Annotated in this window: 11 protein-coding genes; 9 read left to right on the top strand and 2 right to left on the bottom strand. The window is 55.6% G+C overall.

What is annotated here, in order from left to right:
• Positions 1 to 4 precede the first annotated feature (4 nt).
• From JWG43_RS02160 to rph, 9 genes are all read left to right on the top strand, one after another.
• Positions 5 to 802 carry a phosphatidate cytidylyltransferase gene (locus tag JWG43_RS02160; RefSeq protein WP_205241176.1) on the top strand — a complete coding sequence of 266 codons (798 nt, stop codon included), beginning with the start codon at positions 5 to 7 and terminating at the stop codon, positions 800 to 802.
• The gene (locus JWG43_RS02155; protein ID WP_205241175.1) at positions 799 to 1,956 is read left to right on the top strand and encodes a 1-deoxy-D-xylulose-5-phosphate reductoisomerase; all 1,158 of its coding nucleotides are present in this window, start codon (positions 799 to 801) and stop codon (positions 1,954 to 1,956) included. The genes JWG43_RS02160 and JWG43_RS02155 overlap by 4 nt, the downstream gene beginning before the upstream one ends.
• Before the next feature lie 360 nt (positions 1,957 to 2,316).
• Complete coding sequence (rseP, locus tag JWG43_RS02150; RefSeq protein WP_205241174.1) at positions 2,317 to 3,402, top strand: RIP metalloprotease RseP; 1,086 nt, start codon at positions 2,317 to 2,319, stop codon at positions 3,400 to 3,402.
• Positions 3,387 to 4,121, top strand: a complete 735-nt coding sequence (gene tsaB / locus JWG43_RS02145; protein ID WP_205241173.1) for a tRNA (adenosine(37)-N6)-threonylcarbamoyltransferase complex dimerization subunit type 1 TsaB — start codon at positions 3,387 to 3,389, stop codon at positions 4,119 to 4,121. The genes rseP and tsaB overlap by 16 nt, the downstream gene beginning before the upstream one ends.
• Positions 4,114 to 5,211, top strand: a complete 1,098-nt coding sequence (ispG, locus tag JWG43_RS02140) for a flavodoxin-dependent (E)-4-hydroxy-3-methylbut-2-enyl-diphosphate synthase (RefSeq protein WP_205241172.1) — start codon at positions 4,114 to 4,116, stop codon at positions 5,209 to 5,211. The genes tsaB and ispG overlap by 8 nt, the downstream gene beginning before the upstream one ends.
• A 47-nt stretch (positions 5,212 to 5,258) precedes the next feature.
• On the top strand, positions 5,259 to 6,968 hold the full coding sequence (locus JWG43_RS02135; protein WP_205241171.1) for a proline--tRNA ligase: 1,710 nt from the start codon (positions 5,259 to 5,261) through the stop codon (positions 6,966 to 6,968).
• A gap of 176 nt (positions 6,969 to 7,144) precedes the next feature.
• A complete protein-coding gene (locus JWG43_RS02130; RefSeq protein WP_205241170.1) occupies positions 7,145 to 9,310 on the top strand; it encodes a RelA/SpoT family protein in 2,166 nt (721 codons plus the stop codon).
• Between the two features lie 273 nt (positions 9,311 to 9,583).
• Positions 9,584 to 10,033, top strand: coding sequence for a hypothetical protein (locus JWG43_RS02125; RefSeq protein ID WP_205241169.1), 450 nt, complete (start codon positions 9,584 to 9,586; stop codon positions 10,031 to 10,033).
• A 144-nt stretch (positions 10,034 to 10,177) separates the two neighbouring features.
• Complete coding sequence (gene rph / locus JWG43_RS02120) at positions 10,178 to 10,894, top strand: ribonuclease PH (protein ID WP_205241168.1); 717 nt, start codon at positions 10,178 to 10,180, stop codon at positions 10,892 to 10,894.
• 62 nt (positions 10,895 to 10,956) lie between these two features.
• Here the strand turns inward: rph and yfcD are convergent, their stop codons facing one another.
• Together yfcD and rlmKL are read right to left on the bottom strand one after the other, a co-directional pair.
• The gene (yfcD, locus tag JWG43_RS02115) at positions 10,957 to 11,475 is read right to left on the bottom strand and encodes an NUDIX hydrolase YfcD (protein WP_205241167.1); all 519 of its coding nucleotides are present in this window, start codon (positions 11,473 to 11,475) and stop codon (positions 10,957 to 10,959) included.
• The gene (rlmKL, locus tag JWG43_RS02110; protein WP_205241166.1) at positions 11,472 to 13,682 is read right to left on the bottom strand and encodes a bifunctional 23S rRNA (guanine(2069)-N(7))-methyltransferase RlmK/23S rRNA (guanine(2445)-N(2))-methyltransferase RlmL; all 2,211 of its coding nucleotides are present in this window, start codon (positions 13,680 to 13,682) and stop codon (positions 11,472 to 11,474) included. The genes yfcD and rlmKL overlap by 4 nt, the downstream gene beginning before the upstream one ends.
• Positions 13,683 to 14,324 lie beyond the last annotated feature (642 nt).

The following is a 14,324-nucleotide window of genomic DNA, read 5'->3' as shown; positions in this document are numbered from 1 at the left end:
AGTCATGAGCCGAGTAATTCCCGGGATTCTCATGGCTGGCGGCTGGCTGCTGCTCTTGCTCTATGGAGCCCCTTTATTGTTCGGGGTGGTTCTTCTTGGTGCGGCGGGAGTGGCGCTGCACGAATTTTTTCGTATGACCAGGCCTTCGCTTTCCGGTTCCTTCCTGTCAAGCGCCATAGTTTTCAGTCTCATACCGGTCCTGGCCGCCTGCACAGGCAGAGAAGACCTTGTCCTTGCTGGTGTTGTTTTCAGTCTGCTGGCAACGGTTTTTGTCGCCCTCAGTCGCTACAGCGTACGCGAAGATGTTTTTGCCAATATCAGCTGTACCGGGTTTGCTATTCTCTATATTTCTCTGTGCATTGCCCATGTGGTGTTGCTTCGGTTTCATGATCATGGTTCCTTCTGGCTGATCCTGCTCACAGCCGTGGTTGCCGGGTCTGACACCGGCGCCTACTACGCCGGCAGAGCCTTCGGGAAACGGAAGCTTTTTCCTCAGATCAGTCCCAAAAAGACCATCGCCGGTAGCGTGGGTGGCCTGCTGGCAGGCCTCAACGTCGCTGGCCTGTTGTATTTTTTCGCTCCAGCAGATACAGGTTTCCTGGTGCTGGTCGCCTCGGCTGCACTCCTTGTCGTTGTTGGTATCGCCGGTGACCTGACCGAGTCAATGATCAAGCGATCCATGGGGGTCAAGGATTCCGGGACCATTTTATTTGGTCATGGGGGGATTCTTGACCGCATCGACAGTTTACTGCTGACCGGCCCGGTGCTGTATTATCTGCTGCATTTCGGGATTCTGCCATGAAAACGCTCGCCTTGCTGGGTTCAACCGGCTCCATCGGCAGAAATGTACTGGCCGTAGTCCGCCAGTTCCCTGACCGTTTTCGCCTCATCGGCCTTGCAGCAGGTCGGCAGATTAACCTGCTTGCTCAGCAGGTCCTTGAGTTCGAACCGGAGTTTGTTTCCGTGGCCGATGCCTCTCTGGTGCCTTCCCTGGCTGAAAAACTGCCCGTGCACTATCGAACCCGTATCCTGCACGGAATGGAGGGCAACTGCACCATCGCGACCCTGCCGTCCGCGGACATGCTGGTTTCAGCCGTTGTTGGAGCCGTTGGCCTTCTCCCCGCGCTGGCCGCCATCAAAGCCGGCAAGGACATCGGCCTTGCCAATAAAGAGACTCTGGTCATGGCCGGTCGATTGATCATGAGCACCGCGCGTCAACGAAAGGTACGGCTGCTCCCCATCGATTCTGAACATAGCGCCATATTTCAGGCCCTGGAAGCCGGCCGGCGTCAGGATGTGGCTAGAATCATTCTGACCGCGTCAGGAGGGCCATTTCGTACCTGGAGTCGGGAAACGATGGAGACAGCGACCCCCGACCAGGCTCTGGCCCATCCGAATTGGGATATGGGCCGAAAGATTTCCATCGATTCGGCTACCCTGATGAACAAAGGCCTGGAGGTGATCGAGGCCCGTTGGTTGTTTGACATGGACCCGGAACGTATTGAGGTGGTGGTGCATCCGCAGTCCATTGTCCACTCTCTGGTTGAGTTCCGGGACGGTGCGGTTGTTGCCCAGCTTGGTGTGCCGGATATGCGTATTCCCATAGCCTATGCGCTGACGTATCCGGAACGCCTTGATCTGGGATTGGTCCCTTTATCTCTTTCCCAGTGCGGTCATCTGGCCTTTGAACAACCGGCCTCGGATCGATTTCCCGCCTTGGCGCTGGCCTATCGGGCTCTGGCAATGGGTGGTGTCAAGCCGGCAGTGCTCAATGCCGCCAATGAGGTGGCGGTGGAGGCTTTCTTAGCCGGCCGGATAGCTTTTCCCCGGATCGCTGAAATTGTCGGCACGACCCTGGAGAAAACCGCACAGGGAGATGAATTGGATCTTGAAGCGATCCTGGCTGCCGATGGCGAAGCCCGTATCATCGCCGGCCAGGAAATTCCGGCCACCTGAACTTGACAGTGACCGCCGGATGGTTGGCCCCTGTTGTTCCATGTTCCTTCACCAGCATTCCATCTGTGGACAACCGGGCTGGTACGCAAAGGCCTGATTCCGTGACGGCTGGACGATTTTTTGGGTATATCTTGCTGTAATTATATTATAATTTCATCAAAATTCTTAAAAAGAACCTTCACCAGCCGTCCTTCGGGGCGTGCGGACGAAACGCTCACGGATCCAGGAAAGAGGGAAAAGAGCGCTGCTGCCCGATCGTCCCTATATGCTACCTTGGTCAACGGGTACAGTGGCCTGATGTGACTATCGACCACTTGCATCCGGTCAACAGTTTTTTCAAAATGAGTCCATAGAATTTTCATGAATTCCATTCTTTCTTTCACAATTGTCCTTGGTGTCCTCATCTTTGTTCATGAACTGGGTCACTTTCTGCTCGCGAAGGCCTTTGGGGTCCGGGTTCTAAAATTTTCCCTTGGTTTCGGCAACAAGTTGATCAGCAGAAAGTGGGGAGATACTGAATATATCATCAGCGCCTTTCCTCTCGGTGGATATGTGAAAATGTTCGGTGATCACAAAGGCGAGGATATCAACCCGGAAGAACAACGTTTTTCTTTTTCTCACAAGCCGGTTTGGCAGCGTTTTGCTATTGTTTTCGGCGGACCGTTTTTCAATCTGGTGTTCGCCGTGCTCCTGTTTTTTCTCATGTTCTTTTTCGCCGGACTTCCAGAGCCGGTGGACTCCACCAGAATCGGACAGGTCAGCGAAGGGTCAGTTGCCGAGCAGGTTGGGCTCAGGAAGGGTGATGTCCTCCTGGCCATCAATGACCAGCCCACGGAATCCTGGACCCATGTCTCGGATTCCATCCGCGATAGTGGAGGGGAGCCTCTGACGCTTCTCGTGGATCGCCAAGGGGAAACCTTGACCTTCACCGCCCAACCCACCATTCAGAGTGTCACCAATCTGTTTGGCGAGACCGTGGGGGAGCGCTATATGCTCGGTATCGTGCGCAGCGATGAGGTCCGTTACGCTCAAGTTTCCCTGGTCGAGTCCGGTCAGGCCGCGTTGATACAGACCTGGAATCTTGGCTATTTGACGATGGTTGGGATCGTCAAGATGGTGCAGCGGATCATACCCGCCAGCGAACTCGGGGGACCGATCCGCATCGCGGAAATCGCCGGTCAGCAACTTGAGGCCGGTTGGATGAACCTGTTCTTTTTCATGGGACTGCTGAGTATCAATCTCGGTATCCTCAATCTGCTGCCCATTCCGATTCTTGACGGAGGCCATCTGGTTTTTCTCTCCTTGGAGGCGATTCGGCGTAAACCCCTCAGTGAACGGGCCATGGAGATCAGTCAGCGAATCGGTATCGCCATCCTCGGCACCTTGATGATTTTTGTTTTTTATAATGATATTATTCGCTTGGTTAGGCGATGGTTGATGCCCTGATCCTGTCCATCGAAACGGCAACGGGTTGTGGCAGTGTCGCGTTGACCAGAGGGTGTATTCGCGATGGCAGAGTTCTGGCCGAGTATACCCTTCAACCTGAACTGACTCACTCGCGGCGGTTACTCGGTGTCATCGAGACCATGATGTCCGCTGCCCGGACCGACTGGAAGGATCTGGATGCGGTGGCTGTGAGCAGAGGGCCGGGTTCCTTTACTGGGCTGCGTATTGGGATGGCCGCGGCACAGGGGGTTGCCATGGCGGCAGCTGTGCCCCTGGTTGGGGTGGCCACTCTTGACGGCATGGCAGCCGCGGGCATGGCTGTTGACCTGCAGGTCTGCTGGGTGCTGGATGCCCGCAAACAGCAGGTGTATGCCGCGTTTTATCGCTACAACAGCGACTGCGCTCCGGTTCGCATCAGCGGCTATCTGGCTTTGACCCCGGAACAGCTTCTCCGGAGTATCCGGGAACCGACGCTCTTGGCCGGACCTGGAGTACGGGTTTGTCAACCCTGGTGTGAGGGAATCGGGATGATCCGCATACTGCCGGCAGGCCCTGTGCATCCCCGGGCGGCGCTGGTTGGTTTTTGTGCTGCCCAACGACTGACGGAAGGGGGCGGGGACGGTATTACGGATCGTCAACCGCTCTATGTCCGGGCCTCGGAGGCAGAACTGAATCTGCGTATTTCTCCTGGACCAAACAGGAACACAACCCATGATTGAACGTAGGAAAACCCGTCGCATTCATGTTGGTGGTCTGGCCATTGGCGGAGGCGCCCCTGTTTCGGTACAATCAATGACCAATACCGACACTGCTGATGTGGCGGCAACAGTGGCACAGATTCAGCGGCTGGCGCTGGCCGGGTGTGAGCTTGTTCGGGTGGCTGTTCCTGACATGGATGCCGCGCAAGCCATCAAGGCCATCAGAGCGGCCATCACCCTGCCTCTGGTTGCTGACATTCATTTCGATTCTCGGTTGGCGGTGGCGGCCATGGAGCATGGTGCTCAGGGAATCAGGATCAATCCCGGCAATCTTGGTGGTCCGGATAAGCTTGCCCGGGTGGTGGCGGCAGCCAGGATGCACGGGGTACCTATCCGGGTTGGTGTCAATTCTGGCTCGATTGAAAAAGAGGTGCTCAAGCAGTACGGCTATCCAACGCCAACCCACCCAAACGCCCTCATCGAAAGTGCCCTGAACAAGGTGGGTCTTCTTGAGGCAGAAGGGTTTTCCGAGATCAAGATTTCAATCAAATCCGCTGATCCTCTGACCACTATTGCCGGATACAGGCAACTGGCCCAACGCACCGATTATCCGCTCCATCTTGGTGTCACCGAGGCCGGCGGGCTCATCCCCGGCACGGTCAAGTCGAGCGTTGCCCTCGGTATTTTGCTCTTCGAGGGCATTGGTGACACCTTTCGCATATCCCTCACCCGTGATCCGGTGGAGGAAATCAGGGTCGGATTCGAACTGCTGCGCGCCCTGCATATCCGTCAGCGTGGCCCGGAATTGATCTCCTGCCCAACCTGCGGCCGAACCCGGATTGATCTTTTTTCCCTGGCGGAGAAGGTCGAACAGCACCTGCAGACTATGCAGGCCCGGATCAAGGTTGCGGTGATGGGATGTGTGGTCAATGGCCCTGGAGAGGCTCGCGAGGCTGATATCGGCATTGCCGGTGGACACGGCGTTGGCATTATTTTCAAAAAAGGTGAAATCTTCAGGAAAGTTCCGGAAGCTGAACTGCTGTCCGTCTTTCTTGAGGAACTGGATAAACTGGAAGCCGAAAAAACCGGACGCGCCCGTCATGGTTCATGACTCGGCCGCATACCTGCTTTACTTGCACTCGCCAATGGAGAAATGAAATGCGTTATTCACAGATGCTGTTGCCAACTGCGAAGGAGACCCCTTCCGAGGCCGAGGTTGTCAGTCATCAACTCCTTGTTCGCGGCGGTTTTATCCGCAAACTGACTTCGGGGATGTATACCTTCCTGCCTCTGGGATTCATGGCTTTGCAGAAGGTAACGGACATTGTCCGCCAGGAGATGAACCGTGCCGGCGCCCAGGAAATTCTCATGCCCATGGTTCAGCCAGGTGATCTCTGGCAGGAATCGGGCCGCTGGCAGAAGTATGGACCGGAATTGCTTCGTTTTCGGGATCGTCATGAGCGTGAGTATTGTCTTGGTCCCACGCACGAAGAGGTGGTCACTGATATTGCCCGCCGCGAGATGCAGTCCTACCGGCAACTGCCGGTGAACCTGTATCAGATTCAGACGAAGTTTCGCGATGAAATCCGCCCCCGGTTCGGATTGATGCGTTGTCGGGAGTTTGTGATGAAGGACGCCTATTCCTTTGATGTCGACGATGCCGGAGCCAGTCAGAGTTACGAAACCATGCGCGATGCGTATCATCGTATTTTCACCCGCTGTGGCCTCGATTTCCGTGCGGTTGAGGCAGACAGCGGTGCCATCGGCGGTTCTTTTTCCCATGAATTCATGGTCCTGGCCGAGACCGGCGAAGATACCCTGGTGATCTGTCGTTCCTGCAGTTACGCCGCTAATGTCGAAAAAGCCGCTATTGCCGCCAAACCAATTGAATCGACCCGGAAGCCTGTGGACAATCTTGTCCGCGCGGAGACCCCCGGAATAAAAAAGGTGGAAAAAGTAGCGGAGTTTTTCAAGGTGCGTCCCAGCGAGGTGATCAAAACCCTGTTCTATCATGTTGACAAGACCCCCGTAGCGGTTCTGGTCCGGGGTGATCGCGTGGTCCAGTCCGTGAAACTGAAAAATCTGCTTGGCGCCACCGATATTGCACCCTTGGACGAAGAACAGATCTGGGAACAGCTTCGTTTGCCAGCCGGTTATTTGGGTCCTGTGGGTCTTGCGGTGAAAGTGGTGGCGGATCAGGAGATCATGGGGATGGTCAACAGTATTGCCGGGGCCAACGAAAAAGGACACCATTTCACCGGGGTCAATCCGGGGCGAGATTTTCAGCCCGAGGTTGTGGGAGATCTGCGCCAGATCGACACCAGCGACCATTGTCCTTCCTGTGGCGGCGATCTGGAACTCAAAGAAGGCATCGAGGTCGGGCATATATTTAAACTGGGCACCGGCTATTCAGATGCCATGCATGCTACTTTTCAGGACAGCGACGGGCAGGAAAAATCCTTTGTTATGGGGTGCTACGGCATCGGCGTCAGTCGAGTGGTGGCGGCGGCCATTGAACAGAATCATGACAGTAAAGGAATTATTTTCCCTCTGCCCCTGGCCCCTTTCCAGGTGATTATCCTCAATCTCGGCCCCAAGGATGAACGCTACTGTCAGGCGGCGGAGCAATTGTATACTGATTTGCGCTCCCACGGATTGGATGTTCTTCTCGATGATCGTGACGAGCGGCCGGGATCCAAGTTCAACGACGCCGATCTGCTCGGCATTCCTTATCGTCTTACGGTGGGAAAAATATTTGCGGAAGAGGGGAAGGTCGAGTTGCGGTCCAGAAAAACGGGGGCAATGGAGGTTCTGGCCCTTGAAGGAAGCGGAGCATACCTTGCCGACCTGATACAATCCGCCCTTTGATCCTCGATTTATTGGGGCTCCGTTGCAAGGTTCCACCAGCCTGGGTACCTGTGACTGCTTACGATGGAGATTCGCGGCAAGGCACACAACTGCAACCCCGGAACTGGTGGTAACTGCGCACGTTGTTTTTTTGAACAGAAAGGAGACAGACGTCTCCCTGCAAACAAAAGAAAAAGATGTCGGATATCAAGCATCTTCTGTCCCTGGCCTCCGGGCATCTCCAGGGCGTTGATCTGGCCCCGTTGACCGAGGCCTACGAATTTGTGGTCGAGCGGCACGCCGGACAGGAATTTGTCAACGGCGAACCCTATGTCGACCACCTGTTGATGGTGGCTTCAAGTCTGGCCGCCATGAGGCTGGACCTTGACAGCATTATTGCCGGATTGCTCCATGGCACCCTTAAGGAAAACGTGGCCACCCTTGAGGAAGTACGCAAGAAATTCGGCAATGATGTTGCTCATATCGTGGACGGGGCAACTCGGATCACCAATGTCCGCTATAATTCCAAGCTGACGCATCAGGCTGAAAATATTCGTAAACTTCTCCTGGCCATGGGGGCTGATATCCGGGTACTGTTGGTTAAGCTCGCAGACCGGTTACAGGACATGCTCTTCCTGGATGCTCTTGACGAAGAGGAAAGGCGGGCCAAGGCTAGAGAAACCATGGATCTCTATGCACCGCTGGCCAGTCGCATCGGCATCGAATGGCTCAAGCGTGAGTTGGAGGATCTCGCCTTCAAGTACTTGTTTCCGGTCGAATATGCTGACCTTAACAGGCACCTTGAAAGTACCTTGGCTGAGCGTCGGGCCTATGTCGATGAAGTCATCGCAATTCTGCACGAAAAACTCAAGACCAGCAATGTTGTCCCGATCCGGATTATCGGCCGTCCCAAGCATATGTATTCGATCTATAAAAAGCTGGTGGTCCAGAAGATCCCGCTGGAGCGGGTGTACGATAAGGTGGCCTTCAGGATAATTGTCGGCACGGTTAAGGATTGCTACCAGGCTCTGGGTACGGTGCATGCCGAATGGACACCGGTTCCTGGTCGGATCAAGGATTTCATCAGCGCACCCAAGTCGAACAATTATCAATCCCTGCATACCACCGTATCTGGTCCCCGTGGTCATTTCATCGAAATTCAGATCCGCACCGAGGAAATGGATCGCATCGCCCAGGAGGGGGTGGCAGCCCATTGGGCCTATAAGGAAGGACAGAAAATCAGCAGTGGTGATGCCCGTCTGGTCAACAGCTTGAAGCAGTTGGTGCAAACTCTCCAGGATGTCGAAGACCCCTCCGAATTTATGGAGTCGCTGCGGGGCGAATTGTTTGAACCGGATATCTATGCCCTGACGCCCACCGGAGAAGTCCGGGAACTGCCCCGGGGCAGCACGCCCATTGATTTTGCCTATGCCATCCACTCCGCTGTTGGTGATACCTGTGTCGGGGCCAAGGTCAATGGACAGATCGTTCAACTGAAATATGAACTCCAAAACGGCGATATTGTCGAAATTCTTACGCAAAAGCAGCAGCATCCCCGCCGGGCCTGGCTGCAGATGGTCAAGACCAGCAGGGCCCGCAACCGGATTCGTCAGTATCTCCGGCTGGAAGAAAAGGAACGATCGCTGAAAATCGGGCGGGAGATCTGCGAAAAGGAACTGAAAAAATACAATATCAATCTGCGAGGCCTGCTCAAGGGGGGCCATCTCCGATTGCTGCTCAAGCAGCTTCATTGTGCCTCCCTGGATGATATGCTTATCCGGGTGGGGAACGGTTCATTAACTATACCTCAGTTGATGCGCGCCCTGCAACCGGAGGAGTTTCGTGATGCCGAAGAAAAGCGGCGGGCAGCAGAGATGGTGGAAAGGGCTCAGCATGCGGCTCAGGAGAGCAAGGTGCACGTTGCCAAGAGCGAGTCCTTTGATATTCAGGGAGTGGAGGGCATGCTGGTTAAAATTTCCCAGTGCTGTCGTCCAGTGCCGGGTGATGCCATCATCGGATTCATTACCACTGGCTCGGGAATTTCCATCCACAAGGCCGACTGTGCCAATCTCCTTGCCACTGATCCCGACCGCTGGCTGGATGTTTCCTGGACCTCCTCGCCGCAAAGAACGCATCGGGCTGCTTTATTGATCCGGGCCGAGGATCGCAAAAGTCTGCTGACGGAAATCAGCGGTACGATCAGCGCCGACGATGCCGACATTGTTGAACTCAATGCGCGTACAACGGTCGAGAATATCGCCGAGTTGGATGTGATCCTCAAGGTGGTGGACCTCAAGCATCTGCAGGTGGTTCAGCAGCACCTGCTGCAGATGCCCGAGGTCATTGAAGTCCGCAGGCGATGACAGGTGAGGGTGACCCTGCATCCGTGACGACAGGACGCTTGTTTTTGATGGATGGTGCTGTGCTCAGGTGATACTTGTGACGTCATCTTTGACACTTCGTCTCACCGGCCGTCCTTCGGGGCATCTGTCCTCACCTCATCTTCATCGCCTGTACCCGTCCGATAAAATGAACTGTAATCGGACGGCCACCAACAGCGAAACTGACGTATGGACAAACGCTCACGGATTCAGGGGTGACAACATGGCTGGGTGGGTCCGGTTAGGATGGGGGTGATGCTGTGCCGTGTGTGCGGCAATGAAATAGAGGAAATACCGACTTTCTGTCCCCACTGTCGGATTGAAAAGCCTGTCGAGCCCCCATTGTGGACCGGACCGGTTCATCGTCTGGTCAACCTGGAAAAAGGCAGACCAATGGTTCGTCAGGCCCTGGCCAGGATGGACATGGAGCTCAAGATCGCCGCAAGCCAGGGTTTCAAAGTGCTGACCCTGATCCATGGGTACGGGTCCAGCGGGGCCGGTGGTGCCATTAAGGCCGCGGTGCGCCATCAGCTGGATTTTTTCCGCCATCAGGGAAAAATCCAGGAAGTTGTCTATGGCGAGGAGTTTGAAGGCCGTTCCGGTCGTGGCCGGCAATTGCTCCGCCGCTTTCCTGTGCTGGCTGCTCACCGTGACCTCAACCGCGGCAACCCTGGCATCACCCTGGTTATACTCCTGAATCCGTAACGGCAGAAATTGGTTTTGGGATATATTTTACTGTAGTTTCCTTATAAATGTGGCGCAATCTCTTGTAATGCAGCGTCGCCCGCCGTCTTTCGGGGCGTCCGGAGAAACCCTCACGGATCCAGGTTTATTGATAAAGGAGGAGGTATGCGCCGTGATCAACGTCGCGAAGATGGCCTGCGACCTGTACAGGTCGAATACGGGGTGCAACCCGCAGCCGAGGGTTCGGTCCTTATCAAAATGGGTCAGACCCATGTACTCTGCGCGGTGACCGTCGAAGAGACGGTCCCTCCTTTTCTCAAGGGAACGGGTCAGGGTTGGATCACCGCTGAGTACGGTATGCTCCCCTGTGCAACACACAGTCGAGGGAGAAGGGAGGCCATTTCCGGCCGGAGCGGCCGAACCTATGAAATCCAGCGGCTGATCGGCCGATCTCTGCGGATGATGCTCGATTTGAACCTGCTGGGGGAGTATACACTGCGGGTTGATTGCGATGTCATCAATGCCGACGGCGGTACCCGTTGCGCGGCCATCACCGGCGGTGCCCTGGCAATTCGACAGGCGCTGACTAACATGGTGGAGCGGCAACAGCTCTCTTTCTCGCCCGCACTCCTTCCGGTAGCCGCGGTCAGCGCCGGGGTGGTTGCCGGTCGACCGCTGCTTGATCTTGATTATGGAGAAGATTCATCCGCCGATGTTGACGCTAATTTTGTCATGAGCGGCGATGGCCGCTGGATTGAGGTGCAGACGACCGCCGAGGGGAAGCCGTTTCACCCGGAGTTATTTACCTCCATGGCGGAGCTGGCGGACAAAGGCGTCAGAGAACTCCTGAGTTTATGGAAGACGCCGGCAAGCATGCTTTGATCCGTTGATCACTGCCGACCTGAACAGTGGGTCCTGTGCTTTAGGTATCTCGTTCCAACGTATCAATCAATATCGCCACCGAATTGTGTCAAACGGTGAAGAATCTGCACCCCGTCCGGGGTGATCGGTTCGGTGTTCTGCAGGCTGACAATGTCTGTGAGGGGCATGAAGCAGCCTTCATCGATCTCCTCCGCCTGGAGGCTGAACGGGCCGTTGTGGGTGCAGACAAAAATACGGCCCCAGACTCTGTTGTCCGCGTCTTCATAATAGTGATCAAAGAGACGGCGCAGACGTCCACCTTTGATCCCCAGTTCTTCAGCCAGTTCACGTCGGGCTGAATCTTCATAATTCTCTCCGGCAAGGACAACGCCGCCGGCTGCCAGATCCCAGTACCCCGGATAGATGTCCTTGCTGGCTGTCCGTTTCTGCACGAACAATTCTCCTTCACTGTTGAAGACAAAGATGTATGCGGCCCGGTGAATGAGCCGCTGCTGTCGCATGATCCGGCGGGAAACCGTGCCGATGATGTGGTTTTCTTGATCAACGATGACAACGGATTCCGCACCGGGATCGATGTTCATAGCTGTTCTTGCTCCGCTTCGAGCACTTGCTGCTGCTGATGCCTGAATTCCCAGCACCGGTGGATACGACGGTTGCGTTGGAAATCGCGGGGCAGGGTCTGGTCGCTTATCTCCACCACCTCATATTGGTCAAAAAGGTGTTCGTTCATTGTAAAGTGACGATAATTAGTAGAAAAGATGAGCACACCACTTCGGGACAGATGCTGCATGGCCAGACGTATCAACGTGCTGTGATCGTTCTGGACAGAGAAGGTCTGCTTGCGGTGGCGGGCGTTGGAAAAGGTGGGTGGATCGAGAAAGATAACACCATAGCGTTCCCGGTTGCTTTTAAGCCATTCCAGGCAATCGGCGGCAACGGTCTGATGCAGGGGGCCGCCAAAACCGTTGAGCGCCAGATTGGCACGGGCTCGACCAAGATAGCTCTCGGAGATATCGACCGTGGTTGTACCGATGGCTCCGCCAAGGGCGGCATAGACCGTGGCCGAGCCAGTATAGGCAAACAGATTGAGAAAGCTCCTGCTCCGGGAAAGCATACCAAGCCTGGCCCTGGTGATCCGGTGATCAAGAAAGAGACCGGTGTCCAGATAATCGGTGAAGTTGACCAGAAACCGAGCGCCGCCTTCGCGAACTTCATACAGGGTGCCGGATCCCGGCTTTTTCTGATACTGCTGGGAGCCTTTCTGCTTCTGCCTGGTTTTGATGAAAACTCGGCTGCGGGGCACATCGAACACTGTGCGGATCACCTGCAGCGCCAGGCTGAATCGCTCCCGGGCTTTTTGCGGATTGATGGAGGACGGTGGGGCATACTCCTGGACGTGCACCCATTCCTCATACAGATCGACGGCCAGATTGAATTCAGGGATATCGCCGTCGTAGACGCGGAAACAGGTGATCTGTTCCCGTTGTGCCCAAGGCAGGATAGCGGCGCAATTTTTCAGGAGTCGGTTGGCCAGATCCTGGCCTGGTTCGGTACTCTGCAGCGGTTTTGGTATCCATACGGCAGGTGGTCGTTCAACCAAATGATTTTTTCTGCCGGTCAGCAGCCGGCATGGAATCGGACCGTTGAACAGCCGGTGGCGCTGCTCCCAGACCATACCCATGCCATCGGCTAAATCGGGGTTGGCGGTGAAAACCCCCAGGGTCCAGTCCTGGAACTGTTCACGGAAGATACGTCCTATACAGCGGTACAGATACTTGACCGTTTCCTTTTCCGAGAGCCGATCCCCATAAGGTGGATTGGTGAGCAAACAACCCCTGGGTGCAGGGCTCCGCAGGTGCGCCAATTGGCCTTGTTTGATGATCACCACGTCACGGAGGCCCGCGGCGATCACGTTTTTTCGAGCCGCGGCCACGGCCTTGGGGTCGGCATCGTAACCGATGAACCGTGGCCAGCATTCCGGAATCGATTGGCCTTCCAGCTCCAGGGCCTCCTGAACCAGGCGTTCCCAGAGCTGGTGGTCATGCTTATTCCAGCCCATGAAGCCAAAGGTTTTGCGAAGCAGGCCCGGGGGGCTGTTGCTGAACATGAGGGCAGCCTCAATCAACAGGGTGCCGCCACCGCACATCGGGTCGAGGAGGACCGGTTCACTCGCGACCCGATCCGGCCAGCCGGATAGGCGGACAAGAGCAGCTGCCAGAGTTTCCTTGAGAGGGGCCTCGCCGCTACCGGTGCGATATCCACGCCGATGCAAGCTTTCTCCCGAGAGGTCGAGGGACAGGGATGCTTCGCTGCCCCGAACATGAAGATTGATACGGATATCAGGCTGTTGTGGGTTGACGTCCGGCCGTTTGCCGAATCGTTTACGGAATTGGTCGACAATGGCATCCTTGACCCGTAATGAGGCAAACTGGCTGTGACTGAGGGTTGCGTCCACCAGAGTGGTATGGACGGCAAAGGTCGAACTCGCGGTAAAATGGTCATCCCAGAGAATATCGCCGGCATGGTTGTACACGGAGTCGGTATCAGGGGCATCGAATTGGCTGAGTTCAAGGAGAATGCGTGAGGCGAAACGTGACCATAGGCATGCCCGGTAACCGGTTTCCAGATTGCCTGACCATGAGACCGCCCCGGCACGGGACAGCAGCGCCTCTCCGCCGAAAGCCGTGATCTCCTCACTGACCAGAGTTTCCAGGCCAATGGCACAGGTGGCGGTGAATTGTAGTGGGCTGCGTTTTTTCTTTCTGGGGAGAGGGCGTGGTGGGTACATGGGTTTGGTCTCAGTTCTGACAGCAAATCCGAGGGATTGAGCGGATGGATAATCCGAATACGGCAGCACATGAGCTGAGTCGGATGGAAACCGTTGGTACGCAATGAAAATGGAAGAAGACAGCGTAGAACCTGTTTATCCCGTGAAAGGTTGAACCGCTCGGCTGATCAGCAGTCTTGCGACTACGCGGCGCACAATAGCCACTCTCCCGGGGGAAGTAAACAGGAACAACGTGCTTTGCCATCGTTTCTTCCCGGACTGCTTCATTTGTCCCCGTTTGGTGGTTGCAAGCCGGTCGTCGATAATTAGTGCCTGAAAGAAAACCCCCATTTTTTACCCAACGGCGCCTCGGCGGGGTCATCGCTAATGAGAATGGTTTTCTTTCTGGTGTTGGTTTTTAGCTTTAACGCGCTAAAAATGAGAACGGTTCCCATGTAGAGCGATCAGAGGACAGAGTTCTCCCGTCGTCTGCAAAGCCGGGGCAGCCTGTTCAACTCAGGCCGCTTTTTTGTACTGGCCGCGCTTTCGTTGAGCGGCTTCTTGCTCCTGCTGGCGCAACACCGCACCCAGGCGCTGTATGTTCCGTGCCAATACCGCCATGGCGACGTAGCGTTTGAAGCCCTTGATGCCGTGGTCGAGACA

Origin of the sequence: Desulfobulbus alkaliphilus, assembly GCF_016918545.1 — a bacterium.
Lineage (GTDB): Bacteria > Desulfobacterota > Desulfobulbia > Desulfobulbales > Desulfobulbaceae > Desulfobulbus > Desulfobulbus alkaliphilus.
This window is presented reverse-complemented; position numbering and strand designations above follow the sequence as displayed.